This window comes from Propioniciclava soli (assembly GCF_014858005.1).
In the GTDB taxonomy this organism is placed as follows: Bacteria; Actinomycetota; Actinomycetes; order Propionibacteriales; family Propionibacteriaceae; genus Propioniciclava; species Propioniciclava soli.
This window is the reverse complement of sequence record NZ_JACYOT010000025.1, coordinates 1-26,152: the sequence shown is the minus strand read 5'-3', so window position 1 is coordinate 26,152 and position 26,152 is coordinate 1. Positions and strand designations below refer to the sequence as shown.

Annotated in this window: 22 protein-coding genes; 8 read left to right on the top strand and 14 right to left on the bottom strand. The window is 66.2% G+C overall.

The genetic code is table 11. The features are described 5' to 3' along the window. Positions 1-187: 187 nt before the first annotated feature. The 8 genes from IFY26_RS16955 to IFY26_RS16920 all read right to left on the bottom strand — a co-directional run bounded on the left by IFY26_RS16955 (position 188) and on the right by IFY26_RS16920 (position 7,506). Positions 188-1,186 carry an HNH endonuclease gene (locus tag IFY26_RS16955; RefSeq protein WP_232550191.1) on the bottom strand — a complete coding sequence of 333 codons (999 nt, stop codon included), beginning with the start codon at positions 1,184-1,186 and terminating at the stop codon, positions 188-190. Positions 1,187-1,227: 41 nt separating this feature from the next. Further along, positions 1,228-1,941, bottom strand: coding sequence for a hypothetical protein (locus IFY26_RS16950; protein WP_232550190.1), 714 nt, complete (start codon positions 1,939-1,941; stop codon positions 1,228-1,230). A gap of 61 nt (positions 1,942-2,002) precedes the next feature. Continuing rightward, positions 2,003-3,067 (bottom strand): hypothetical protein, encoded by a 1,065-nt coding sequence (locus tag IFY26_RS16945; protein WP_232550189.1) that lies wholly within the window; start codon positions 3,065-3,067, stop codon positions 2,003-2,005. After that, positions 3,057-4,124 (bottom strand): hypothetical protein, encoded by a 1,068-nt coding sequence (locus IFY26_RS16940; protein WP_232550188.1) that lies wholly within the window; start codon positions 4,122-4,124, stop codon positions 3,057-3,059. The genes IFY26_RS16945 and IFY26_RS16940 overlap by 11 nt, the downstream gene beginning before the upstream one ends. Then, positions 4,124-5,044: a DNA adenine methylase gene (locus IFY26_RS16935; protein ID WP_232550187.1), complete on the bottom strand. Its 921-nt coding sequence runs from the start codon at positions 5,042-5,044 to the stop codon at positions 4,124-4,126. Before IFY26_RS16935 ends, IFY26_RS16940 begins: the two co-directional genes overlap by 1 nt. Then, a complete protein-coding gene (locus tag IFY26_RS16930; protein ID WP_232550186.1) occupies positions 5,041-6,543 on the bottom strand; it encodes a hypothetical protein in 1,503 nt (500 codons plus the stop codon). Before IFY26_RS16930 ends, IFY26_RS16935 begins: the two co-directional genes overlap by 4 nt. A 68-nt stretch (positions 6,544-6,611) precedes the next feature. Then, positions 6,612-7,136 carry a helix-turn-helix domain-containing protein gene (locus IFY26_RS16925; RefSeq protein WP_232550185.1) on the bottom strand — a complete coding sequence of 175 codons (525 nt, stop codon included), beginning with the start codon at positions 7,134-7,136 and terminating at the stop codon, positions 6,612-6,614. A gap of 16 nt (positions 7,137-7,152) precedes the next feature. Further along, positions 7,153-7,506, bottom strand: coding sequence for a sulfate permease (locus IFY26_RS16920; protein WP_232550184.1), 354 nt, complete (start codon positions 7,504-7,506; stop codon positions 7,153-7,155). Between the two features lie 233 nt (positions 7,507-7,739). On the opposite strand from IFY26_RS16920, the gene IFY26_RS16915 reads away from it, so the two are divergent. Then, on the top strand, positions 7,740-8,885 hold the full coding sequence (locus IFY26_RS16915) for a DUF4062 domain-containing protein (RefSeq protein ID WP_232550183.1): 1,146 nt from the start codon (positions 7,740-7,742) through the stop codon (positions 8,883-8,885). A 78-nt stretch (positions 8,886-8,963) separates the two neighbouring features. Here IFY26_RS16915 and IFY26_RS16910 read toward each other — a convergent pair whose 3' ends face one another. Next, complete coding sequence (locus tag IFY26_RS16910; protein WP_232550182.1) at positions 8,964-9,980, bottom strand: C-terminal helicase domain-containing protein; 1,017 nt, start codon at positions 9,978-9,980, stop codon at positions 8,964-8,966. A gap of 165 nt (positions 9,981-10,145) precedes the next feature. Here IFY26_RS16910 and IFY26_RS16905 point away from each other — a divergent pair, with 165 nt between their 5' ends. Then, positions 10,146-10,751, top strand: coding sequence for a TetR/AcrR family transcriptional regulator (locus IFY26_RS16905; RefSeq protein ID WP_232550181.1), 606 nt, complete (start codon positions 10,146-10,148; stop codon positions 10,749-10,751). Then, positions 10,748-12,001, top strand: coding sequence for an alpha/beta fold hydrolase (locus IFY26_RS16900; protein WP_232550180.1), 1,254 nt, complete (start codon positions 10,748-10,750; stop codon positions 11,999-12,001). Before IFY26_RS16905 ends, IFY26_RS16900 begins: the two co-directional genes overlap by 4 nt. Before the next feature lie 18 nt (positions 12,002-12,019). On the opposite strand, the gene IFY26_RS16895 is transcribed toward IFY26_RS16900, so the two are convergent. The 4 genes from IFY26_RS16895 to IFY26_RS16880 all read right to left on the bottom strand — a co-directional run bounded on the left by IFY26_RS16895 (position 12,020) and on the right by IFY26_RS16880 (position 18,063). Then, positions 12,020-12,892 carry a serine hydrolase domain-containing protein gene (locus IFY26_RS16895; protein WP_232550179.1) on the bottom strand — a complete coding sequence of 291 codons (873 nt, stop codon included), beginning with the start codon at positions 12,890-12,892 and terminating at the stop codon, positions 12,020-12,022. Between the two features lie 176 nt (positions 12,893-13,068). Next, positions 13,069-16,365, bottom strand: coding sequence for a MobF family relaxase (mobF, locus tag IFY26_RS16890; RefSeq protein ID WP_232550178.1), 3,297 nt, complete (start codon positions 16,363-16,365; stop codon positions 13,069-13,071). A gap of 136 nt (positions 16,366-16,501) precedes the next feature. After that, positions 16,502-17,206 (bottom strand): response regulator, encoded by a 705-nt coding sequence (locus IFY26_RS16885; RefSeq protein WP_232550177.1) that lies wholly within the window; start codon positions 17,204-17,206, stop codon positions 16,502-16,504. Further along, positions 17,203-18,063 (bottom strand): sensor histidine kinase, encoded by an 861-nt coding sequence (locus IFY26_RS16880; RefSeq protein ID WP_232550176.1) that lies wholly within the window; start codon positions 18,061-18,063, stop codon positions 17,203-17,205. The genes IFY26_RS16885 and IFY26_RS16880 overlap by 4 nt, the downstream gene beginning before the upstream one ends. Positions 18,064-18,182: 119 nt before the next feature. Here IFY26_RS16880 and IFY26_RS16875 point away from each other — a divergent pair, with 119 nt between their 5' ends. The 4 genes from IFY26_RS16875 to IFY26_RS16860 all read left to right on the top strand — a co-directional run bounded on the left by IFY26_RS16875 (position 18,183) and on the right by IFY26_RS16860 (position 21,428). Next, positions 18,183-18,890 carry an ABC transporter ATP-binding protein gene (locus tag IFY26_RS16875; RefSeq protein WP_232550175.1) on the top strand — a complete coding sequence of 236 codons (708 nt, stop codon included), beginning with the start codon at positions 18,183-18,185 and terminating at the stop codon, positions 18,888-18,890. Next, on the top strand, positions 18,887-19,615 hold the full coding sequence (locus tag IFY26_RS16870) for an ABC transporter permease (RefSeq protein ID WP_232550174.1): 729 nt from the start codon (positions 18,887-18,889) through the stop codon (positions 19,613-19,615). The genes IFY26_RS16875 and IFY26_RS16870 overlap by 4 nt, the downstream gene beginning before the upstream one ends. After that, positions 19,612-20,370: a hypothetical protein gene (locus tag IFY26_RS16865; RefSeq protein WP_232550173.1), complete on the top strand. Its 759-nt coding sequence runs from the start codon at positions 19,612-19,614 to the stop codon at positions 20,368-20,370. Before IFY26_RS16870 ends, IFY26_RS16865 begins: the two co-directional genes overlap by 4 nt. Before the next feature lie 194 nt (positions 20,371-20,564). Further along, a complete protein-coding gene (locus IFY26_RS16860) occupies positions 20,565-21,428 on the top strand; it encodes a hypothetical protein (RefSeq protein WP_232550172.1) in 864 nt (287 codons plus the stop codon). A gap of 329 nt (positions 21,429-21,757) precedes the next feature. Here the strand turns inward: IFY26_RS16860 and IFY26_RS16855 are convergent, their stop codons facing one another. After that, positions 21,758-23,326 (bottom strand): recombinase family protein, encoded by a 1,569-nt coding sequence (locus IFY26_RS16855; RefSeq protein WP_232550171.1) that lies wholly within the window; start codon positions 23,324-23,326, stop codon positions 21,758-21,760. A gap of 36 nt (positions 23,327-23,362) precedes the next feature. Here IFY26_RS16855 and IFY26_RS18305 point away from each other — a divergent pair, with 36 nt between their 5' ends. Further along, positions 23,363-26,146 carry a toprim domain-containing protein gene (locus IFY26_RS18305; protein ID WP_232550170.1) on the top strand — a complete coding sequence of 928 codons (2,784 nt, stop codon included), beginning with the start codon at positions 23,363-23,365 and terminating at the stop codon, positions 26,144-26,146. The last annotated feature ends 6 nt before the right edge of the window (positions 26,147-26,152 follow it).

Here is a 26,152-nt window from a genome sequence, read left to right as displayed (position 1 = left end):
CTGACAGGATTTGAACCTGCGACCCCTTGACCCCCAGGTGCCGGAATCGACGGCTCTACCGCCCCTGACCTGGTGTTTTCCGTATCAGCCGCTTGCTCTGGGCATTTCGTTTTGCAGCGTTTGCAGGCTGTTGGTCACTTGATTGGTCCACTTCGGTTGTCCGCGTCACGCCGAGGTCGGCGCACTCTCAACTCGCTGCCTTTCGGATGTTGCAGATCAGGTGGGCGAGGACCGAGTTGCCGCGAGTGTGGTCCCCACCCTTCGACAGGGGAACGACGTGGTCCAAGCTCGCGCTCATGGCATCGGGGTGTAGCACTTGTGGATCGACCCTCCCTCCACAGATGCCGCAAGTCCAAGCGTCTCGTTCATACACCTCCACTGGATCAAACCGCTCGATGGTGGCTTCTGAACGGGCCCGGCGCTCGTGCTTTGCCGCATTGCTGCTGACTCGGCGACGACGATCCATCTCCGCTCGGTAGCGCGACGAGTGCATCGGCTCGGGGTAGGCCGGCGCGTCAACAGGGACGGCGGCGTAGCACTCCCAGAAGAAGTAGTCCACGCCGTCGGGCTGTAGATCCGTGATCCGCTCGCGGCGCCATTGACACAGGACGCCGTTTATGCCGAAGGTGTGGCTGAATAGCCGACCCTCAAGGCGTTCGCCTCCTGGACCGTGCGGTCCGATCACCAGGGACGAGTAGTAGCCATCATCAGTCGCCCCTGCTACGAACATGTCACCGCTCTCGGCAACGGCTACGACGATGCGCGAGGTGAAGTAGCCATCGGGCATGTCCTGGACGAGGTACTGGGTCAAGATGCCGTGGCGCTCGACCACATCACCTGGATGCGGCCCGTACCCCTCCCACTCGATAGGCAGTTCGGGCGGGCGCGCATCCGGCAGGGTGCGGAAGACACGAGGGCCGCTGGTTCGTGGGTTCGGTCGCGGCCCGGTGGCTTCGACTGCCGCCGCCACTCGTTCGGCGTTGATGCTCGCGCTTCCGCGACCGTAGCGGCGACGCAGGAGGTTGTTGCACCGTCCGGAGCACACATGTCGGTCTCGTTGCACCCAGTGGGCGCTCGCCGGCACCGACTTGCCACAAATCACGCAGGGCTCTCCGCCCTTGGCTCGGCCATCTGGATGTTTCAGTGCCTCATCCATCACGCGGAAGTGAGCGTCTTGATCTGCCATGAGAGTCTGTCTTTGCGTCGGTGATGACGGTCGAGTCGCGTCTACTGCGCGAATCTGAAGTCGCGATAGGTGCTTCTCACGTTGAAGCGGCGTCCTTGCTTCCTGCGTTCCAGGAAGCCCGTGATCGTCTCGATGTCGTTGGGCCGCATCTTCAGCTCACGGCACTTGGCTCGAACTTGCTCAACGGTGATGGGGGCCCATCGTTCCGGGCAGTTCATCATGTCCGCCTTGAGCTTGTCTTCTTCGTTCCACTTCAGACCCGAGTCGTATCCAGCTGCCCAAGCGGCGATGTGCTCCAGGATCTCCCCGACGCCGTTCGGCAACGGCTCGGCCGCTTCCACGGGTGCCGGCTGAGGTCTGGGCTGCACAGTCTGACCGGGCAGAAGTCGCACTGGGTTCGCGTCCTCGATCCACGTCGCAGTCTCGGCCCTCCCCCACTCGATGACGACAAGCGCATCTGCGTCTGCGCCCCAAAGATCGTTGAGGTGCTTCCGGTCCGGCCAGGCATAGAGCACACGGTGATTCGCGAGCGAGCCCGTGAACAAGCCGCGCCAGGTGATGTGTGTGACTCCTGGACGAGCAGCAACGCGCCGGAGGATGTCGCTGTCGAACTGCTTCTGCGGCGTTACGACAACGATGGAACCGCCACGCTGTTCCAGAAGCCACTGGACGGCGCGGGCGTTCTGAGACTCACGCGAGTCTTGCTCGCCCAGTTGCGACACTGCAACCGGAAAGGAGTACTCCGTCGATGACATGCCGCCACTCCTTGCTTGAGAGTCCTGTCACTAACCATGACGTGACACGAGGACCCGCCGGTCAGGCTGCCGCGTCCGTCCCCTCAGCGTAGTACAGTGCTCCTGCCGCCCAGGTGCGAACGTAGTCTTCGTGCAGCTCGTACTCCTGCTTGTCGTACCTTCCGCTGACCTTCGAGAGTGCCATCAGCTCGGTCAGCCGAAGTCGGTCGATCACGACGCCGTAGTCGTTCTCACGAAGTCGGGCTTTCTCCGAAGCGACGGTACGAAAGTCCAGCTTCTTCTCCTCGGACTGCTCATGGTGCTGTGGGAACGGTACGAAGAGCATCTCGATGTGCTTGTGCGACGGCGCCTTGTCGAACCAGGGAAGAAAATGGCCATCAATGAAGGACTTGATGGGCTTAGCGGTCCAGTTCCGGCCGGAAGCCACTTGCCCGTACGCGACGATCGAGGCTGCCTGTCCATCGAGGAATGCACGCCACGCGACGATGTCCACGGTGCCGTCGGCGGCATTGGCAGAGAGACCCAAGGGCCGCTCTTCCGGCGCCACTGCGGTGCCCATTGAGGACGCGAGGTCCTGGATCGCTTTGAGCATTCCCGAGCCATCGGGCCGTGGGGAACCGAACCAGTACGCGCGGCCGCCCAGCACCTCGGCTGCCGTCAGATATGACTCGACCTGTAGCGCTCTCGCGCTTGACTTGAACACCTCGTGGTCGCTCTTCGTCGGCAGAAGCTCGGAGTGGATCGCAGAGATCAGGAGGCAGCAGATGTAGCAGTCGTGTGCTGCGACCTCGGCGTCACTCTCCGCTGCGCGACGCCGGAGGGCCCACTTGCCGTACTCCGACACAAGCTCGAACGGATACCGAGCGCCGAGCACTCGCTCGCGGTAGGCAAGCTCCTCGTAGACACGCTCGGAAAGCTCGTCGTTCTCGGGCTCCAGAATCTCCTCGTCGACCAGCTCAGCGTCGATGTCAGTCAGGAGGCTGCCATGGTCGGGTTCCCGTTGAACGGTCTGGCTTCGGATCAGGCTCTGTTCATTCGCGACGGACGCATCCAGCAGGGCATGCAGTTCCACCCAGTCGGCCGCGACGCTCCTCGTCGAGCGGTCCAGAGGCGCATTAACTCTCATCGGAAGAGCGGCCTCCGAGGTGTGCCTCTTTCATCGCATTGACCACGATGGTCACCACGCGAAGGGTTGCTTCCGCGTCGTCGACCAGATCGGACTTCGGGTCGTAGCGAGCGATGATGCGGGAGACGTCTTCGGCGGAGCTGGCGAGCTGGTAGAACGCCTTCTCGAACGCCTTTGCCTTGTCTTCGACGACATCGAAGGCGCGGTCCAGGTCACGGTTGGATTCGAGCACTCGGATTGCCCGCTCGCTGCCCAACACGTTGATGAGTCGTCCGAGATCTGGGTTCTGGCTCCTGATCAGCGATGGCTCGTCTTCTTGACCATAGAGCCACGACAGGAGGTCACGTAGATGCGCTCGGTGCGATGCTGGCACTGGCTGGGACGGAAGCACCGAGTTGTCGCTCTCAGGTAGTCCTAGGAACTGGCGGACGTTGGCTGTCGAGAGCGCGGTGTAGAGGTGGGAGAAGTAGAACGATTTCTTAGAACGGAGTTCGCGGTCGAAGAGCTTGGTGTTCTCCGCTTGCTCTAGCACGACGACGCCGTTGACGAGTCTGCTGACGGTGTTGTGTCCGTCGCCCAGCCTGCGGCTGACTTCGTCGATGTCGTCTCCGTCTTGGAGCCATGAATGCGCGAATCGCGCCTTCGCGTAGGAGTCCCATTTGAAGGCGCCGTTGACGTGCTTGAAACCGATGAAGTCGCGTGCTTCTTTGCGGCTACCGACGTAGTTGACCTGGATCTCGGTCGGTATGGCGTTCGCGTGTAGTGGCTGCGGCAGCGTCACTTTGAACTGCTGCTGGAGGCGGGGGCTCGCGATGATGCGCAAGGCCGCGAGGCGCCGGTTGCCCTCGACGACGGTCCGTGTTGATTCCTCGACGATGAGAGGCTCGAAGTCGAGCCACCCTGAGTTGCCGATGGACTGGATCAGCTCGCCCAGGTCGGCCTGTGCGTAGAGGTAGGCGATTGCCTCTTCCTCGTCAGTGAACTTCGCGTCGGGGATGCGCGGGTTCGCGAGGTCGAGAGAGAGCGTGTCGGGTGATGCTTTGTCCAGCCGCGCCATCAGCGTGCTCCTTCTGTAGCGGCGTCTGCCAGCTGCACGAGGCCGGCATGGGCAGACTCGATCTCCTCGGGAATAGACAGTTCCGTCGAGAACACCATGATTTCGCTGGCTTTCATCACACGGTGAGCCGAATAGTTCAGTGCGAAGAGTCTCCTGCGCAGATCTGCGTAGAGTTCTGCGACCTGCGGCACGTTGTCGTAGGTGAGAATCCACTTTGCCCGCTGCACACCTTTGAGGCAGTCAGCGAGAGCGCGGTGGTCGGAGTCTTGGAAGGCGTTGAGATAGAGCGATCCTGCCTTCTCGAAGTAGGGCGGATCGGCGTAGATGAAGGCGTCGTCGCGGTCCGAGTACCGCTCGATGACACGCAGACCATCCTCGTTGGTCACGGCTATGCGGTCTGCGTGCAGCGCGATCAGACGAATGCGCTCGGCCAGACCCTCGCGGTTGAAGCGAGCGTCGATCTTGTAGTTGCCCGTCTGGTCCTTCCCGCCGATGGGTCCTCCGTTGAGGACGCCTGAGCGGTTGGTTCGATTGAGATAGAACGTTGCGAACCCGAGCGGGAGGTGGTTGTCGCGGGCGGAGGTCAGATAGATCTCGCGCTGTCGTTCCCACTCATCGACGGAGAGTTCGACGCTATTGACTAGCGCGGTGAACTCGTCGGGCTGAGTGACGACTGCGTTCCAGAACGCGAACACGGCAGGATCAAGGTCGTTGATCGCGATCCGCTCGACCTGACCGGAGACGAGCAGGGCAAGAGCCGCGCCCGCACCCCCTGCGTAGGGTTCGACGTACACGCTTGAGGTGAGGTTGTTCTCTCGGATGATGGTCCGCAGGCGTGAGTAGAGCAGGCCTTTGCCACCGGGGTAACGCAGCGGTGAGATTGTCACTCGTTTACGTGCAGATGTCGCTGTTTGGGTCATGGTTTGAGGACCGCCTTCATGACTCCTTCGATGGTCGCCCAGCATTCACGAACGTCGTCGGGTGTAGCAAAAATGTGATGGTTGTGGTTGGTGGCATCGAGGTGTGCTTTGGAGCCCACGAAGCCGTAGCGTCCACCTCGGATCTTCTGAACGGGCTGGATGAATGCGGTCTGTCCGGTGGACTTGAAGTGCTGTTCGAGCCAGACGAGGCAGTTCGAGAGGTACACGAAGCCTTGCTCGTTCGAGCTCTTCTTGATCTCCTCGCCGAGCACCTCGGCGTGGGCCTTGATCGTCTTTTCCAGGAAGGTCCGGAGCAAGTCAAGTGTCGCGTTTGGGAAGCGCTGGATGTTGAGCGCCGACAGCTCCTTCACGATCTCGTGTATCGAAGCGGGGAACGACGTCGGGACGGTCAGGTTGTCGGTGTTGAGGTAGTTCCTCTTACGCGGAAGCGGCTTCGGCTTGTCCCGTCCAGCGTCATTTGATTCGGGAGAGTCGCCATCTGCGCCGTCACGAGCCTGCGATCTCTGCTCCTGACCGTCGGAGCCCGAGGGCTGACTGCCGTTCGCCGCGGGGTTCGACGCGTCGGAGTGTGTGCTGTCCGGCTCGCCGTTGGCTGGCTCGTCGTCCTTATGCTCGTCGAGCAGGTCGCGAAGGTCGTCCATGTACTCGACGTATCGGTCGCTTGAGGTCTTGTTGAGGGTACGCGTGTTGATCACGCCGTCGCGGATGTCGCTCACGATCTTTGTCGCGACTCGCTTGAACAGGCCGGCGCTTGAGACGAGGGTGACCTCTCCTGTGCCGTTCTGGATGTGGATTCCGACGAGGTCGAGGAACCTCTCGTTCTCGTAGAGGCGCGCGAGGGTCGACACCGGGAAGCGGCGTTTGCGTGCGTAGTCGCCCAATGACGGGTCGTCGTAGGTGACGTTGCGGAACAGTTCGAGAATCTTGCTCCGCGTGATGAACTTGCGGACGTCGATCGTTGGATACTGGGCGATCAGCTCCTCCGGCGATTTGCCGGCGTCGAGCTGCGCCTGGAAGAACGCGGCCTGCCTGGCGGGACCCCACGCCACGCGTTGATTGCCGGTGTGAAGTGCTGCGACGAGTTGGTCGGCATCGTCCTGCGAAGGCGCTTTCTTGACGGTGATACGGCGGATCGCGGCACGATCGGGCACGGACTGCGCGAGCTTTCCGATGCGCGCTTGGTGATCGGGCGCGAGGTACGGGTTCTGGATGGCCTTCAGCGCGGCGACACGTCGATTTCCCTCGACCACGATCAGTTGACCGTCACGCTCCAGGACGATGGGAACTTCGTGTGTCAGCAGGCCGACCTTGGCGATACCTTCGACGAGGCTCAGTGCCTTCTCGTTGGTGAACAAGTCCTGGACGATGTCGGATTCCGGAACGCCTTCGGGGATGTCGAGTCGGACGTTGCGCGGGTCGAGTCGGACGTCGTTGACAACGTCGACGACCAACTCCTCCCACGTAGACATGTCGATCATGACGTCCCCCGTTCAGCGAGAGCGTCTCGATTGGCAAGGGACGTGCGGACGGTATCGCGTGCTGTCACTCAGTCCCCCACACTCTTCGCGGTGTCCTTGCTGCCTCGGACCACTGCGAGAACGTCGCTGCGGAGGAAGCGCCAGGCCCGTCCGACTTTCTCGCCGGGCAGGGAGCCTTCGCGGGCGAGCGCGAGCACGGTCTTGGTGCTCACGCGCAGCAGCGCGGCAGCCTCCTCCGTCGTGAGAACTTCGTGTTCTTCCGCCATCTTCTCGCACGCTCCTCTTGCGGGGTCTAACGTCAGGCTATCAGCGACGGCCGTCAGTGACGTCGGTCCGCGCGGAGTGGCGGTGCCGCCCGTGCTGCCCGCGAGGGAAGGCCTGCTCCTCGCGTTAGGGAACGAGGAAGCCCGATCGGCATCGAGAGCCTCCTGGTCGCCGCGGTGTCCCCGTGACTGGCCGACCTCTTGCAGCGTGAGGCGGATCAGGGCTTCGCTGAGCTTGTGCAGGTCGGGCGGGGCACGGTGCACCGCGCGGACGGCGAACTGTCGTTCGTCGTAGCGGCGCCGGGCGGTCTTCTTCACGTACGCGCCCATCACGCACCTCCCCCTCCTACGCGGCGACCATGGGCCGGTGGTCGGCACATTGCTCGCGGCGGCGTGTGGCGTGCTCGCGGAGGCGGGCGCGGAGCAGGAGGACGAGGCTGACCGGTCCCATGATGGCGAACTTCATCGCGTTGTAGATGAACAGCAGCACGAGTAGGTGCAGCCAGCCGGGACCGCCGCCGGCGATGAGTTGCACGCAGAGGTTCGCGGCGTACAAGTACGGGATGGCCAGGAGCATCGCCGGCAGGCCCCAGCGCAGTCCGCGGCGGGTGCGGATGGTGTCGAGCAGGATGTTGGTGGGCATGTAGCGGCGCAGGAAGTAGCGGGTGTGGACGCTGAGAGCCCAGATGAGTCGGAGCATGGACAGACCTCTTCAAGGGTTCGGCAACAAGAACCTGAAAGGACCGTCCGTTCCCGGGAGGGTCATACCGTCGCAAGGAGCGACAGCGCCGCATAAGAGGCCGCCTCAGGAGTCAGTGTACGACGCCGCGCAGACATCGGGAAGAGGCGAAGGTGCCTGGCGCCCGCGCTCGCTGGGGTGTGCGGCTCGCGTGTGCGCTCCGCGTCTGGGCGTGTCCGTGGTGGACTTGAGGCATGGATGATGCGTCGTTGCTGATCGACCAGCGCTCGGCCTCCCTGGCTGGCGCCGGGGAGGATGTGCGGGCGTGGGCGCGCGGGCGGCGGGTGTTCGTGTCCAGCCTGATCACCGACATGCCCGACGAGCGGGCCGCGGTGCGGGCAGCGATCGAGTCGGTCGGGGCGACGGCGGTGATGTTCGAGGATCTCGGAGCGCAGGACATCTCGGCCGAGCAGGCCTACCTCTCCGGGGTGCGCAGCTCCGAGGTCTACGTGGGCATGTGGGGTTCGCGTTACGGCGTGCGGATGCCCGACGGGTACTCGGCCACGCATGCGGAGTTCTTGGAGGCCGAGCGCAACGGCCTGCGGCTGTGCCTGTTCGTGCACGGCGAGACCGGCGGGGAGATGGACGGTGCGCAGCGCGATCTGATCCAGGGTGCCCGCAACCTGTACACGACGAGCCCATGGAGTGACCCGGACGACCTCGGTCGGCGGGTGCGGCGACGTCTGGAGGAGCTGGCTGCGGAGGAGCTGGCCCCCTGGGTGCGGGTGGGCCGGACGCTGTTTCGTGCGCGCGAGATCACCAACGACGGGAAGACGATCTCGCTCACCGCGTCGGTGCGCGGCGACGCGGTCCATGCCGAGCTGGTGCGTCTGCGGGACAGCCGGGCCGGCGGTGTCCCGTTCGCCTCCCCTCATATCGCGCTGCCCGTGCAGATCGCGGAGCTGTCCACCAGGACCGTCTCGACGATCGGTCATGAGGAGCGGTTGACGTTGGTCATCCAGGAGCAGCGGGGCTCGACCATGCGCGCGTCCATCAACGGGATATCGGCCGACGAGGTGGTCCAGCAGGCGCTTTCCGATGGGCTGTTCGGCACCTCGCTGCTCGGCCAGCAGATGGGGTGGATGGTGCGGCCGATCGATCCCCTGGCACCACTGCGCGGGCTGGGCCTGGACGACAGCGTCCTGCGGTCGGTGGCGCGACTGCTGTTCACTGAACGGCTGGTCACCGACCAGGCCGCATCCAGAATCGACTCGTTCGCGCTCGGCCCCTCCCACCAGGGCACGCGACGCCTGCGGGCCACCTGGACCCCGCCGCAGCTCTATACGAATGGACCGGACCCAGCACCCGTCTCGATCGACGGCGCCGTGACGGGCCTGTGATGGAGACGGTCGCTCAGAGGATGGACCTGCGTGGCGCGGGTCTTGTGGATCGGCCAAGCCTGCTTCAGGTTCATGTGATTACAGACTGAGCGGGTCCCGCTCCTGCGTGCGACGCGTCGTGGGCTCATCCGCGCTGTTGATGATTCGGCCGGCGTGGTCGAGGGCGGTCTGCGCGCGGTCGGCGTCGATCTTCTGCGCGGTCGACGCGGCCGGGGCACCCAGGGGTGTGTCGTCGGTGATGCCGTATCGGTCGCGGTAGGCCGCGACCGTCCTGGCCTGCTGGCGCCATGCCCGCCGCTGGGCTGCCGTCCGCGGCGGTGTCCCAAGGAGTGTGGTCCAGGCGGCGCCCCGGTCGAGAGCGGTGTCGAGGACGGCATCGGCTCGCTGCTCGATCAGCTCACGTCGCTCATCGAGGGCGTGGCGCATGTCGTCGCTCATCTCGCCCCGGGCAGGCGGGATGAGCCCCGCGATCAGCCGGGGACTCTTGCGGGTGCGTCCGGACCCGGCCGGGCGAGCGGTGGCGCGGGCGAGCCGGTGGTGCAGGACCGAGGCGAGGTCGTCAGCGTCTGCGAGGTCGCGCGCGGCGACCAGGCGCGGGAACAAGCGGTCCAGGTCGCGGTGGTTGGCCTCCGCCCTGCGCAGCTCGGCGGTGAGTGCACCGAAGGTCTCCGACTCCACGACCGCCTCGGCCTGCTCCGACGTGAGGCCGGCGGCGCGAATGAGGGTCACCCAGCGGTCGTGTTGGGCTGCGCCGGCGATGGTCTCGTACTCCGCGGCAAGCTGGGCGATCGTGCCCCACTGCTCGTGTTCGGCGGTGACGGTCTCGTGCGCGGACAGCTCGGCACCCACATGGTGCAGGACGCCGTAGAGCACCGACCTGCCGGTGGCGTCGGGGTTGTCACCGGGATGCGGATGGGCGTGGTCGTCGGCGCGGTCGAGGATCACGTAGGCGCGGTTGGAGTGTTTGCCGCGAGTCATCGCGACGTAGAGGTTCTCCCGCGTGGTCGTCGGCTCGACCAGGACGTGCGCTGTGTCGACGGTGACGCCCTGTGCGCGGTGGGCGGTGATCGCGTAGCCGAGGTGCCCCAAACACACTCACCCGTGATCGTGCGCGTGTGCGCGGTTCCAGGATATCCATGCCGCCGTCAGTGTGGCTGAGGGAGCGCAGTGGGCACGCGAATTCTCGCGGGTGGCGCGCTGATCGGCCAGCGAAGGAGATGCGCGGAACCTGAAAGTAGCACGTCGTGCTAGTTTCAGTGTATGGCGTATTCGGGTCACGAGGAGCGGCGGGAGCGGATTCTGTCGGCTGCTGCGGGATTGCTGGCAGAGTCCGGGATGGAGCGATTGTCAGTGCGCGCGGTGGCCGATGCTGCGGGCATCGGGATGGGGACGCTTCGGCACTACTTCCCTAACCAGAAGTCGCTGCATCAGGCGCTGATCGCGAAGCTGGTGGATTACGAGACCGAGGACTTCGAGATTCATAACCACCGGCTCTCGGCGGCGGATCGGCTGGAGCGGTGCATGTTGCAGTTCGTGCCGACATCGGAGGAATCAGCGCATTTGCTCGACGTGTGGTTCGGGATGTACCGGGTCGGCCTCGATCCTGCGGGTGCGCCGTTCGCACACGAGTTCCTGGAGACGTCGACCGTCAGATCCCGCGAACGCATCCGTGAATGGTTGGAAGCCCTCGCGAAGGAAGGACACCTTGACCCCTCCGAGATTCGCACACGAGCACTCGAACTGAGCGCTCTCATCGCTGGAGTGTGCTTAGAGCTGGTCACACCCGGTTCAGAAATGACGTTGAACGATGCGAACAGCATCGTGCGCCGCGCCGCACGCGCGATACCGAAAGAAGACCACGAATGACGAACGCGCGAAACACTGAGACGACGAACGGCAGCATGCCTCACGACGCTTGGCAACGGCGTCGAAGTGCTCTCGCGAAGAGTCCTGGCGTCGCCACGGTCACTCGTGAACTGTCGGATGACCGGGCATTGTCGCTCGCGTATGTACGCAGCGGCCCCCGGGCCTCAGCTCCGGTGCTGGTAATCCCCGGCGGTCCTGGCCTGGGCTCAGTTTTGCCCTACCAACGGTTCCGCGCCGCCGCGACCAAGCACGGGATCGACGTGCTCATGGTCGAGCATCGCGGCGTCGGCATGTCGCGTAAAACCAAGGACGGCATCGACCTCCGCCCGGAAGACATCACCATCCGCGACGTGCTCGGCGATCTGACCGCTGTACTCGACGCCGAGGGCATCGAGCAGGTCACCGTGTACGGGTCGTCCTACGGCAGCTACCTGGCGGGCACGTTCGGCGCGCTGTATCCGAACCGGGTCAGTGGCATGATCCTGGACTCCCCGATGCTCGACGCCTTGAGTAAACACGAAACCGCGCGGGAACTGAACCGCCTCTACTGGCACGGAACCGAGACGACCACCGAACACGCATCGCGCGTTCGTGAACTTGTTGACCGCGGAACGATCCCGGTAGGAGATGCCGGATTCCCGATCCAGTTGCTGCACGAGTCCGGCGGACCAGAACTCGTCGCTACGATGCTCACCCTGCTGGAGCGAGGGAAAGGTGCCCGTGTGTGGTCATGGCTGAACCGACTCGGCGCTACGGACGTCATGGAGACCCGCCCGTTCCTCATGGAGTTTGATCTGGTCGCCCGCAGCGCATTCACCGAACTCGGCTACGGCCTCCCGCACGAACCCACTTTGGGGCCGTTGCGCAGCGATGAATCGTTCGTAGGACTCGCCGACAGGTTCCCTCCGTTCGCGGCCGACCCCGTTGACATCCGTGGAGCGCTTGCGGGCTTTGACTGGCCGATGCTCGTGCTATCCGGCGACCGGGACGTGCGCACGCCACGGACGGTCGCGGAACATGTCATAGCTCACGCCGCCAACGCGGTTCTCGTACCCATCGAGCAGCACGGGCACAGCGCACTTGACACCGCGCAACACCTTGCGATCAACGCGATACGGAATTTCGCGAACGTACAAAGAACGTCGCCAGCCCCTGGTGCTGCGAAGCAGACGGCGCAACGATCGATGATCGCTCGCCTGATCTCGTTCCGGCTTGCGCTCGCCAAGGTTCTCCCGAAAGCAGCAAGCTGACGGTTACCCGTTATACCGTCAGGGTGGAGGGTGGTCTCGTTCGACTCTGGTGGCGATTTTGTCGGCTCGACCAAAGTTGTAGCCGAGCGTGTGCACGGTCACGACCCGTGATCCATCATGCGAGACACCGATGAATGCTCCGTGATCGCGGTTGTGGCCGTTGTGCCACCACAGTGTGGGATCGTCCATCCACCCGAACGGCTTCACGCCGGGTGACTGTGCGGCTATAGCGATGGCGTACTGTTCGAGCGCGTCGAAGGTGCCATGCACTCCGCCCGCGCCGATGAACGGGCCGGTGTCCGCCCACTGCTGGCGGATGCCACCCGCCCAGGTGCGCAGCACCGGCACGCGCTCGGGGTCCGGGCGGATCGCCACGTCGGTGATACCGAGCGGCGTGAATACTTCCTTGGTGGCGAGTGTCCACCAATCACGTCCGGTGACGACTTCGAGCAGCCGGGTCAGCACGGCGTATCCCAGGTTGGAGTAGTCGGACGTGCCCACGGTGCCGCTGTGCTGTTCCGCGAGAGTCGGTAGCACCTTGGCGTCGAAATACGCGGTCGTGTACTTCGCGTACGGGTCGCGCGCTTCTGCCACGGTCGTGACCATGCCCTTCGGGACTCTCGGCAGACCGGAGGTGTGCATCACTAGGGATCGAACATCGACCGCCGTCGACAGCTTCGCCTCTGGCAAGTACTCGCTGACGGGCGCTGAGAGGTCGAGGGTGCCTGCGTGAGCGAGTTGCTCGGTGATCCGGGCGGTGACGGTCTTGCCGATCGATCCCCATTCGAGCATCGGGGAACCCTGGTGCAGCGGCCCGATCTGCTCGGCTGTGATGTCGCCGTCGTCGCGGAGCCGGTACGCCTGACTCTTCCGACGTACCAACCAACTCATGCCATCAAGCCTATAGACCTCGACTGACGCCGCCCTGTCCAGGGGTGCTCCGCTGCTGCCCGAACTCCTGGCTGGCGCGCTCCCGCTCGGCCCTCTCAGCAGCGAGCGCGGCTTGCGCGGCACGAGTCTGCTCGATCCGCACTGCGGCTTCAGTCGGGGTGAGCGAGCGCAGCATCTCAGCTTCTTCCTTCGCCCGCCTCGCGGCCTCTGCTGATCTCACGGCCTGCTGCGCGGGGTTCGCGCTCAGGGTACGCCTGCCGATTGCGGGTCACAGCCTCCGCGCCGAACACTCGCGCGTAGGCCGCGACCCGTGCTTCCTGTGCGCGTTGAGGTCTGGACAATAGCGCGTCACGAGCTTCCTGCTGTTGCTGCTCAGCATCGGACACGCGCGGGTCGTCATCGACCCGCGAACGGGTGACTCGCTGGACCCAGCTGTCGGCTGCTTCGTTCAGCGTTGGAATCTCACCCCACTCGTTGGCCAGGCTTTGACGCGCTGTGGATGCTCGTGCTCTGGCGTGTTCGTGTTCATCGCGGGCACGCCGTTTCCCGAACCACGATGCCGTCCGCGCCTGCTCTCCTGCCACACGCTCGGCGCTGACAGCCTCCTGCCATTTGGCGAGAGCATCTCTCGCTGCGGCGGAAACAGGCGCGGAGACCTCGTCGCGTACCTGCTCGGCCCGCTCTCGCGCATCCTGCTCGGCTATACGCGCTGTCTCGCGCCTGGTGCTCTCCGCGGCACGGAGGTCTGCAAGAACCGTAGCGACCTCTTGCCAGCGTTCAGCCTGCGCCTGAGCAAGCTCCGCGCGCTGCACAAGAGACACAATTTCCTGGTTCACGAACGACACGGGGCCGCTCTTGACGATGCCGCGCACCGCTTCGGCGGCTCGTGCGGTGGCGCGGTCGAGGCCTCGGTCTGCGTGGTCGCGTTCCATCGCTGCGACGAACTGCACCCGCGCATCAGCCATGCTCTCAGCGACGACGTGCAGCCGGTTGTGCTCGCGGCCTCGAGTCATGCCGACGTAGACGCCAGCCGCGCTAGTCGCGTCGGTGAGCATCGTGTGCGAGGTATCGACGGTTGCGCCTTGGACGCCGTAGGCGGTGGCCGCGTAGGACAGGTGCGCGTGCTCGCTCACGTACTCAGGCGGAAGGGCGACCGTGCGCGGGTTTCTGCATCTGCTGGCGGCTTCTCGCGCGTAGAGGGTGCCATCGTTCTCGACGTGTTGGACGATCCACTGTTGCCGGTTCGCCACGCCGAGCGCGGTGTCGTTCTTCCGCGTCTGGATCAGATCACCCCGACCGATAGGCAGATCGTCGCTGCCTGTCGCCGTGATCGTGTCATCGACCTCGCCTCGTTCGACTCGCCCCGCGCGGATGCGGTCGTTCAACGCGGCGGCCTCGTCGTTCGAGGCAACCGTGATCGCCTCCCTCTCGCGGGCGTGGGTGGTGATGTGGTCGCGGGACTGCTCCTCGTCGGTGTGCAGGGTGATGAGGCCCATTGCGGCGAGTCGGTCGAACACGTCGCCGGGGTTCTCCCGGTCGCGCATGGTCAGCGTGAGCGCCGCGTACTCGGCGTCTGCGAACCGGTGCAGTTCGGTCATGTCGTAGGTACGGCCACGAATCTGCGCTGCCATGTCGAGTACCCCGCCCCGTCCGACGGCGGGGAGTTGGGCGCGGTCGCCGACGAGCGCAACCGTCGCGCCCGCCTCGGCGGTCACAACGAGGAGTGCGCGGGCGGTGTCTTGGTCGAGCATCCCGGCCTCGTCCACGATCACCCGCTCACCCCGGCGCAGCACTGCATCGTGCGGCGGGCCGGCGTAGGTGCGTCCTGTGTCGGGGTCTGTGTCGCCAGTGGCCAGGCGGGTCCATACGCCGTCACGGTTCCACCGCCACCCGTGCGAATGCACCAGTGCAGCAACGGAGGTAGCGGGGATGCCGAGTTCTTCGTGCGCGGCCTGCGCCGCACGCAGCGTCGGCGCAACCACCCGCGACCCCCGCCCATGCTCGGTGGCGACGTCGATGGCGGTGCGCAGCATCGTCGTCTTCCCGCTGCCCGCAGCGCCCTCCACGATCACCAACGGATCAGACGACGCAACCGCAGCAGCAGCCACCGTCTGCCCTTCGTCCAGCCCCGCCGCGCGTGCGGCCTCGCTCACGTCCGGATGCTCCGGCCCTTGCTCCCGCACAGCAGCGGTGAGCCGGTCACGCAGCGCGGTTTCGGCGGCGACCACGGTGAGGCTGGTCAGGTGCGCGACATGCTCCGGCGTCGCCGCATCCGGCGGCAGCACGGAGAAGCAATCCGATATTGCAAGCTCGGTCGCTATCGTGATGAACTCCCGCAACTCAGCCGGTGCTGCGTGCACGCCGTGCTCGGTGATGATGCGGGTGACATGCTCCTGCACCGTGTGCCGTGTCCATGCTGATGACGCGGCGGCGCAACGATCCAGTGCCCTTGATGCAACCTCCTGCACAGCAAGATCATCCAACAGCACCAGGCGCTGCACGGTGCTGCGTTGCCGCTCAGCGGGGTCGTATCCGGCGTCGGCGAGTTCCTGCATCCACCACTGCTCATCTTTCAGATCGGCGGGCTTCTTCCCAGGCCGCTGGTGCGTCCAAGCGATGCCCTGCAACCTCGCGGTCATGACCGGGCCGAGCGCTTCGCCGGGGTGCTCGGTTTCCCATTCGGCTTCGAGCCGGTCGAGGTTGCGTCTGATCTGCGCTGACCGCTTCGACATGACCGCGTTGAACGGCTCCAACTCCATCACCTCGCCACTTACCGGGTCGAGAGTCAGCCCGCGCTCTGCGAGGGTCTGAGCGAGGTGCGGGTGCGCGGCGATGACCGCGGTGCCGAGGGCGCGGATCGCGCCTTGCTGCTTGAACAACGCGGCTGTATCGAGTGCTCGCCACTTCCCAGCCGCCCACACCCGAGTGCCGATCTGCATATGGATATGCCGGTGGGGATCACCGGCCCGCGAGGTCTTGTGCCGGATGCCGACGACTTGCATGTGCTCAATGGGCGCGACCTCCCGAGCATCACGCGGGCCGACCCTGGTGACGGAGTGCTGACCAAGCCACCGGCGAATTTCCCCGAGCGCATCGTGCTGGGCGGCGTCGAGGGCTTCGGAGACCTCGGGATGGAGGGCAGCGGCTACCGACAAGGATTTGGGCGCGTTGATCGTCATCTCCGCGAACAACGGCGAACCCTTCGTCCCCTCAGCGGCCGCACGCGGGGTGCCCATCGACTCGCCTGTGATCGGCTCTGTCCAGTCCACCCACGCCTCATACTCCTCGGCGGCCAGGGAACGGGTGGCCATGACCTCACCACTGCCGTCAAGCACGCTGTACTCGGCTACGGCGTCGTCCGCGCCGAGGTAGTAATCGTCCGCGCGGGAGCGGTCGGCCTCGACATACCGGCGTGCGGCAGCTCCGCTGCCCCGGAACAGGATCACCCCACCCTTCATCTGGGCCTCCCTCATGAGTCGTCTCATGAGGGAGGTGCGCACGCCCCACCCACGGTGGCATACGTGCATACTCATTTCACTTTGTCGGTTAGGAAGACAGAAGCGTGTAAGCGAGTGACTGAGCGGGTTGGCGCTGATCTGGTCGGAGGATTCAGGCGCGGTTGCTGTGCGTGCTGGGGATGATGAGTCGGTGTTCGTAGGCGGCGATGACGAGTTGGGCGCGGTCGCGTGCGGCGAGTTTGGATAGCAGGCTGCTGATGTGGGTCTTGACGGTGTTGTGGGAGACGGTCAGTTCGGCCGCGATGTCATCGTTGGAGAGTCCGCGTCCGATAAGGGTGAGCACTTCGGTCTCGCGCGCGGTGAGTTGTTCGGGACCGCGTGATCTACCTGACGTGCGGTGGTCGAGGTAGTGCTCGATGAGGCTGGTGAGGATCGTCGGCGCGAAGAGAGATTCGCCGTGGTGGACGCGGCGGATGGCGTCGATGAGCTGGTCGGGTCGGGCGTCTTTGAGAACGAACCCGCTGGCACCTGCCCGCAGTGCACCATAGACGTAGTCGTCGAGTTCGAACATGCTCAAGACCAGTACGCGTGTGTGTGCGAGTTCGGGGGTGTTCGTGATCTGCCTGGTGGCCTCGATCCCATCCACCTCGGGCATGCGGATGTCCATGAGCACGAGGTCCGGCCGCAGTTCGCGGGCAGCAGCGATGGCCTCAGCACCGGTTCCTGCTTCACCGACGACCGAGAGGTCGGGTTCCCGGTCGATGGCGATGCGCAGGGCGTGCCGGAGCAGGGCTTGGTCATCGACCAGGAGCAGGCGCACACCGGGTCCCGGTGACGAGGGCGCGAGGGGAGTCATGCGGCTTCCTCGGGGATGTGTGCCATGAGCCGGAAGCCCGCTCCCGTCGATCCCGTGGTCAGGGTGCCGCGGTGCACGGCGAGCCGTTCGCGCAGTCCGCGGAGCCCGTTCCCGGTGCCGCTATGGGGGCTCCAACCGGGGATGGGGCCGTCGTCGCGGGCATCGACGGCGATGCCGGTCGCGTCACGCTCGATCGAGAGGCGAACGGTCGTGGTCCCGGCGTGCTGGAGGGCGTTAGCTAGGGCTTCGCGGACGGTGGAGCAGACGGCGAGCTGCACGCCGGCTGGAACAGTGCCGAGGTCGCCTTGCTGGAATTCGACCGTGAGCCCGGCACGCTGCGCACTCTCGATGATGCCCGGAAGATCGGTGAGCGCGTCGACCGGCCGCAAGGGAGCAGTGCCGTCGTCGCCTGTCCGCAAGAGCGCGAGCATGCCGCGCAGTTCGGTGGTGGTTTCGCGTCCCACGCGCTCGATGTCGCTGAGTGCCTGGCGTCGCTCGCCGTCCTCCTTGTCGTCGGTGAGGTTCGCGGTGGCGGCACGCACGGTCATCAGTCCCAGCCCGTGGGAGGCGAGGTCGTGCAGGTCGCGGGCGATCCGCAGCCGCTCAGCCTGCACGGCCTTCTCGGCAGCCCACTCGGTCAGACGTTCCTCGTAGGACCGACGCGCAGCGCGGGTGCGCAGCAACGCCCATGTCGTCACCCCAACCGCCGCCGCGAGGATGAGAGAAAGCGCAGCGATCAGATAGGGGGCACTCGGCTCCAGCGCGAGCAACACGAGCAGGAGCACGACGAACACGCCCGCAGCGATCAGCCATGCGCGCGACCCCCAGGAAGAGGACGGCTTTTCAACGTGCTCCATGCTCCTCAATCTTAGGAAGCGGGCTCGGAGCTGTCCTCACCCCGTGGTGTGAGAACAAGCGGACAAGACCACCCCTGACTGTGGTGTGCCTGCTCGCGTGCCCTGCTGGCATGGAGTGCATGCTTACCTTCGAACATGTGAACAAGCGCCGCGGTGCCCGCGACATCCTCACCGACATCACCTTCCATGCCCGTCCCGGCCGGGTCACCGGATTCCTCGGCCCGAACGGCGCAGGAAAGTCCTCGACACTGCGCATTCTGCTGGGTCTGGACCGTCCCACCTCCGGGCAGGCGCTCGTGGACGGGCAACGATTCGCGTCGCTGCGTGACCCGCTGCGCAGTATCGGGGCGGTCCTTGACGGGTCCGGCGCGCATCGCTCGCGCACGGGCCGGGCCCACCTGCGCTGGGTCGCTCGCTCGGCAGGTATCGGCAACGCCCGTGTCGAAGAGTTACTGGAGCTGGTCGGGATCGCCGATGCCGGGAACAAGCGGGTGTCTACCTACTCGCTGGGCATGGGCCGACGTCTGGGACTCGCCGCCGCGCTGCTTGCCGACCCTGGGGCTCTGGTGTTCGACGAGCCGGTAAACGGCCTGGACCCCGAGGGCATCCGCTGGATACGGCTGTTCCTGCGAGAGCAGGCCCAAGCTGGACGGACAGTGTTGCTGTCCTCGCATCTGATGAGCGAGCTGGCCGAGACCGTCGATGACGTCGTGGTCATCGTGGGTGGGCGCATCGTCGCAGACGGCACGCTGGCCGAGGTCACCGGGAACCACAAGAATCTCGAAGACGCGTTCTTCGCGCTCACCGGCGACCGGGGTGCACGATGAGGGCGCTGCGCGCGGAGCTGTCCAAGCTCGCCACGCTGCCTTTTGTGTGGCTCGCCGTCGCCGCAGGCCTCATCGTTCCCACCGGGATCGCCGTCATCACCAGCCTCACGACCACACCAGGATCGGACACAGGTTTCTCCGAACTCGCCATCGGCGTGCTCGGCGCGATCATCCTCGGCGTCGCCGCGATCGGCAGCGAGTACACCGCCGAGGGCGAGGAGTCCGCGGGCAGCCGACAGATCACCACCACCCTCACCGCCGTTCCCTCCCGAGTCCGCTTGCTGCTCGCCAAGGTCATCGCGGTCGCCATCGCCACCGCGGTCCTCGCCGTCGTCGCCATCGCTCTGGTGTTCGCAACTGTCCACCTCCTGCTCGGCCCGGATGCTCCCGCGCTCGACGGTGACACCTTCGCCCGAGCAACTGGGGCGGTCGTCTACTGGGTGCTGATGGCGCTGCTCGGGTTCGGCCTGACCGTGCTCACCCGCAACGGCATCATCCCGATGGCCGTCCTGGTCGCGAACTCCTCCGCAGTCACCGTCACCTACCTACTCGCGCAGAGCATCCCCGCTGCCAACTATCTGCCGGACCTGGCCGGGATGCGCATGTTCACCACCGTGAGCACCAGTGTCGAGATCGCCCCGCTCACCGGCGGGCTCGTGATGGCCGCCTGGGTCATCGCGCTTCTCATCGCCGCTGGAGCCGTGTTCACCCGGAGAGACGCATGACCACGACCACCGACTTCCGCACCCCCGCGACAGCATTCACCGACGCCGTGCGCGCCGAGGCATCCAAGCTCTGGTCGTTGCCTGCAACCTGGCTCGTGCTCGGCGGGACGCTCGCGCTCACCATCGTGCTGTCCATCGCGTTCGGTACGAGCGCGAACATCGGCCCCGACCAAACGGTGAACATCCTGGACTACGGCGTCACCGCCGTCACCTGGACACAGTGCGGCTTCTTCCTCCTCGGCGTCATCGCCAGCACCTCCGAATACATCGGAGGGCAGATCCGCACCACCCTCATCGCCATACCCGACCGAATCACTTGGCGACTGGCCGCGACCGTCGCACTCGTGCCCATCACGTTCGCCGCCGCTCTGCTCATCGTCGCGACAAGCATCACCACCATCCTTCTCACCACAGGCGTCCCCATCGCCGAGGCCGACCTCGACGTGGCCGCGCGAATCATCCCCAGCGCCGCTGGCTACCTCACCCTGATGGCAGTCCTCAGCTCAGCTCTCGGGCTGCTCATCCGCAAAGCCATCCCGGCCGCAGCGATTCTGCTGGTGTACCTGCTCATCCTCAGCCCACTCCTGCAAGGCCAGAACTGGTACTTCCTCCCCGACATCGCCTCCTACACCCTCTGGTTCGCCAGTGTCCCCGACACCGCACCTCCCGCGATCGCCTCCTGGGCCGTCGTCCTCGCCTGGACACTCGGGTTGCTGATCCCGTCAATCATCATCGCCAACCGACGCGACACATGAGACACGGGACGGGGTAAACCTCCGCAGCAAGGCGTTGGCAGGGCCGTCGGACGGACTTTCCGGCAAGCCGTCTCGCACCGACAGGACGGCCGAGCATGTCGCGCTTCCACTGATGGACGGCGGGTGTAGGGGCGCTGTGGCGCGCGTCCTGGTTTGGGTGCTGGTGGCGCACCTCCTTCACGGGAGGCGTCACCGTGACCGAACACACCCCACCCGACCCGAGCGACGATGCTGCGGCCCCGACCGACTCAGCCAGTAGGAAGTTCGAGAGCCCCGAACGGCTGCGTGCCCTGCTGATCCGGCTGCACCAGACCGGGCCTGGGGCCTGGCAGGGCGATCGTGAAGCAGCGGAGCTGATGCGATACACGGCAGCCAGGTATCAGCGGCTGGCCCGTAAGCACGGGCTGGATGCCTGGGAGGTTGCCTCGGCGGCGTTCGAGGTCATGCTCGCCCCCTCAACGCGGAAAGCCTGTAATCCCTGGGCGGTGGTCACTCGCGCCGTGCAGATCACCTGCGGCGTCGAGGTTCGGGCTGCTGGGATGCTGGTCTCCACTGGCAAGGTCCGGCACACCTCCCGGATCGCTGGATTCCACGACGCCATCCGGTTCACTGAACGAGAGCACCTGGCCGACTACCACCCTGCCTTCGCCGTCACTGCCGAGACCGACGACGAAGACGAGTCACAGGACGGCGACCGCGTCCGGGTCGCTACAGCCCTGTCGGACACAGTGGAGTTGTTCGCCTCGACGGGGTGGGATGCCGGGATCGTGGCCGACTGCGTAGAGCATGTCGCCTACCGGCTTGGCGATCTGACCTCACGGGCGAACGCGGTGGAGGTGCTACGCCGCGACCACACGGTTCCTGCGCTGCTGGGTGTGCCGCCGAGGTCATGGTCCGCGTTGTTGCGGATCGTGCTGGGGCACCCCGACCCAAAGCACGCCGGTACTGCGACCGGCGACGGCGTTCTGCTTCGTCTACTCAGTGGCGAACCCCTGGACTCGCTGCGCTGTGACACCGGCCTGTTGGCCGCGATCTGGGCCGCGAAGCCACACGAGTAAGCCGGCCCCTGCGCCTTGACGGTGCGCGGGCGGGCGGGGCGTCGCACCTGTCAGTATGAGAACCCCGACCGCCACCCCCGCGACCTTCTCCCCGCCACCGACAGGACCGACCGGCTCGACGCCGGGCGCCCGCCTGGCAGCCGCCTCCCGCCACGCGCAAGGCTTGCCCTCAAAAGTGAACGATCCGGCTGTGCTGGCCGAGCTACGGGGGCTGTGCGCGGCACCTCGGTCCACGGCAGGAGCCGTGACCGGGGCACAGGAGAGCTCCGTACCCTGAACCGCTTATCGGTCAGGACGCGGGGCCGACAGCGCCCTGCGAGATCCAGTGGCTAGGCGCGCCAGACGAACTCGACCCTGTGCGCGAGAACGTCGGCACGGTACGCGGCACGACGAACATGGAACGCCTCGACACTCTCGTTGCGGCGACGAGCTGGGGTCGCACCATTCGTACCCTCTGGTAGCGCATGAACGAGCACGGCCTCCAAGATCAGGCTCGCCGCCTGGTACTGCCACAGCGGGGTGCGACCAGTCCACTCTTTGGCGACGGTGGTCCTGTCGATGCCTGGTCCGGTCTGTTCAGGTAGGGCGGCGGCGTACTCGCGCCGGGTGTGTTCGATCCGCTCGGCGATCCGCGCGCGCTGACGCACCCACATGGCCTTGTCGATCAACCCGTCGTAATGGTCATCGTCTAGTCGGGCCAAGCGTTCCCGGTCGGCGTCGAGCCTCGCGGCAAGTCCGACTCGCGCCCCCATGTCAGCAGCGGGCGTCGCTCGCTTCGACGGGCTGAGGGTAATCTGCTCGAACGTCGCCAACACCGCCTCCTCCACGAGCTTGGAAATCTCGGCCGAGCGGATCGAACGATTGCAGCCGCCACGCGTGGGCTGGATGCACTGATACACCACGCCTCGGTGGAGCATCGCCCGCCCGCAGGCCGAGCAGCGGATCAGACCTGAGAACGGGTACATGCGCTTCGCCGCCCCAGTACCGGGCTGATGGAAGTTCCGGGCCTGTTTCCTCGCGTCGAGCACGTCGGAGACTTGCTGCCAGGTGTCCTCGTCCACAATCGCAAGCCACGCCGCCTTCACCTGCATCTTCGATGTCTTCGCACGGCTTCCGTCCGGCATCACGGGTCGGTACTCGCGCACGCCCTTGTTGGAAGGGTTGCGGAGCATCAGTTTCAACGTCCGATCCGACCATGCACACTCTTGCGTCGTTCGGATGCCGCGCTCGTTCCAGTCCTTCCGAATCCTGTATAGCGAGTCACCGGCCAGCACCCGCTGGAACGCTTCAACCACCAGCGGTCCCGTCACCGGATCGATGACGAGGACACCGTTCTCGGCGCGATATCCGAACGGCACCCGGCCGCCGTGCCAGGCACCCTCGATGGCCTGCTGCTTCGCCGCCCTCGCCACACGGCGAGCGGTGTCTGCTGAGGACTTGTTCGCCATCGCCACCAGCACCCGCGCCATCGCTACATCCGAGTCCGTGTCCAACCGCAGCGAGCCGGTCACGGAGCGGACGGAGAATCCGCTGAGCACCTTCGCATCAATGAGGTCTTCCAAGTCCCTGGGGTCGCGCACCGCCCGATCCAAGTCATACGCGATCATCACCTGCGCCTCACCAGCGTCAAGGTGTTTGAGCATGGCGCGGAACTGCGGGCGGATCACTCGTCGCACCCGCTCACCTGAGGCCAGCGTGATCGTGCGCTGCTTGAACGCCGACGTGTCATTCTCACGGAACACTCCCGCGACTTCCCACCCGTGAGCTGCGGCGTAGGCCCGGCAGTCCGCCTCCTGCCGATCCACGCCGCGCTCGGTGCCCTCCGGGTCGTCGCTGATCCTGACGTACACCACCGCCCGCAACTGTTCCGTGGCCTGTGCTTGCTCGTTGTGGCCCATGCTTCGGCCCCACCTTCCTACTTGTGTGAGAGGTAGGTGCGTTTACAGAACCTCGGCTACGCCTCCACCATCCACACCGCCCAGGGCATCTCGGTCGACACCACCCACGGCGTCCTGTCCGGCGGCGAATCCCGCCAGCTGCTGTACACGATGATGACCCGCGGCCGCGAAGCCAACCACGCCTACTTGGCCGTGGTCTCCGATGGCAACGAACACACCACCTTCGCCCCAGAAACGGTCAGCCCGCTCACCCCCACCGACATGCTGGAGAAGATCCTCGGCCGCGACGACACCCCCGTCTCAGCGACCACGCAGACCCGGATCGCCGCCAACCCGGCCACCCAGCTGGCCGATGCCACCCGCCGCTACGCCGACGCGATCGGCGTAGCGGCCGCGCAGATCACCGACCCCGACCTCCTCCGCCACCTCACCCGCCGCATCAACACGATGGTGCCCGGCATCACCGACTGCGACGCGTGGCCCACCCTGGTCAACCGGCTCCTCCTCATCGCCGCCGACGGCCGCGACCCCTTCGCAGAAACCCAACACGCCCTCACCAGCAGCCCGCTCGGCGACGCCCGCGACGAAGCGTCCGTCCTCGTCGCCCGCCTCCAGACCCGCACCCGCGACCGGGGACCGTTGCCGTGGCTGCCCGGCATCCCGACCCGACTGGCCGACCACCCCACCTGGGGTCCCTACCTGAGTGCTCGCAGCACCCTCGTCGGCGCGCTCGCCGACCACGTCCGGCAGGCGACCCTCAACGGTGCGAGCCAGCCCGCGTGGGTGCGGTCCTCCAGCTGGACGCCGCCAATCGCTCTGGTGGCCGATGTCGAGGTGTTCCGCGCCGCCACCGGTGTCGACGCCGCCGACCTGCGGCCCACTGGGGACCCGCAGTTCCAGAGCACCATCCGCCGCTACCAGACCGGCTTGGACCGCCGCCTGCGTGAGGACCACTCCCCCGCCCTGGCCGAATGGGGACCGCTGCTGGCCGACCTGTCCGCGACCATCACCGCCGACCCGTACCTGCCCCAACTGGCCCGCCAGCTCGGCTACCTGTCCAGCCACGGCACCCAGGTGCGGCCCCTGCTGGAAGCCGCCAGCGTGCAGCCGCTGCCCGATGACCACCCCGCTGCCGCCCTGTGGTGGCGGATCGCCGGCCAACTCGACCACGCCCAACGCACCGGCGAACGGCGCACCCCCGACCAGTGGCTGCCCGAACTCACCACACGACTCGGCGCCCACGCCGCAGCGATGCAGGCCAGCCCGTGGTGGGTCACGCTCGTGGACGCCGTGGACCGCGGCCTGCAGCGCGGCTGGCCCCTGGACGCCCTCATCAGCCCACACCAGGTGGGCGACATCCAGACCCTCATCGAGGACGTCACCCGCCTCGCCGACAGCCACGACACCCCCGCCGACGCCCTCGAGACCGACGCGCCACCCGCCGACCTGTGGGACGACTGGACCCCCGCCAACCCGATCCTCGTCGCCAACCCCCACGAACAGCACGCCCCGGGCGAACTGGCCGCCAGCGAGCCCGCCCACGTGCCCGAGCCCCCGCTGGAATGGGACGGCGACGACCTCACCGTGGAGGCGCTCATCCGCACCGGCCTACGCCTCGACGCCGACCCCGCGGACACGATCCGTCTGCTCGACCAGGCCGACCAGTGGCACGACAGCCCCGCCAGCCAGGAACGGCTCGAACTGGTCAACGAGCTCACCGCCCGCTTCTACCAGCACACGTTCACAAGCAGTTGGGCGCGCGCGTACCTCACCGACCGGTTCGGCGTCGACGTCCACGACCACCCCGACCTGCGGCCCGGACTCGCACCAGCCGGCTGGACCAACCTGGTCGACCACCTGCGTGGCCACGGCATCACCAACCAGGAGATGCTCACCGCCGGCGTCGCCACCACCGCCCGCAACGGGAACCTGATCGACCGGTTCCGTGACCGGGTCATGCTGCCCATCCAAGACGACCAACACCGCGTGCTCGGGTTCGTCGGACGCCGCAACCCCAACAGCACCGACGAGCAGGCACCCAAGTACCTCAACACCCCCGACACGCCCCTGTTCCACAAGGGCAACCAGCTCTACGGCGCCACCCACCTCCTCACCGCAGACCCCACCCGCATCCCCGTGCTCGCCGAAGGCCCCATGGACGCCCACGCCATCACCCTCGCCAGCCACGGCCGCTACATCGGCCTGGCCCCCCTCGGCACCAGCCTGACCAACCTGCAAGCCACCCAACTCGCCAACCTCGACCGCACCCCGATCATCGCCACCGACGCCGACCTCGCCGGACGCCTCGCCGCCGAACGCGACTACTGGATGCTCACCCCCCACGGCCTCGACCCCCGCTACGCCATCCTGAACCCCGGCACAGATCCCGCCGAACTGCTGGCCACCGGCCAAGCCGCCGCCCTCAACCACGCGCTCACCCAGGCCGGACCGTTGGCCGACGCGCTCATCAACGAGCGGATCAGCAACCTGCCCACCCCCGACGCCGCCCTCGGAGCCGTGGCCGTGCTCGCCGCCCAGCCCCCCGACCGCTGGGAGGACGGTGTCCAAGCCCTCGGCGACCGGCTCGGCCTGCCCGCCGGTTTCCTGCGCGGCACCCTCAAGGACCACGTGCGCGCGTGGAACACCAACGCCCGCCGTGCCGCCGACAGCCAGCTCGCCCGCCTCCACGACGTCAAGCAGCGGCTCACCCCCGCAGAAGAGACCCACGAAACCCCCACCGACCGGCCCCAAGCCCCCACACCGACCATCGAACGCATCCCGACCCGCCCCGGACACGACCCGCGCGGACGCGGTCGCTGACCTACC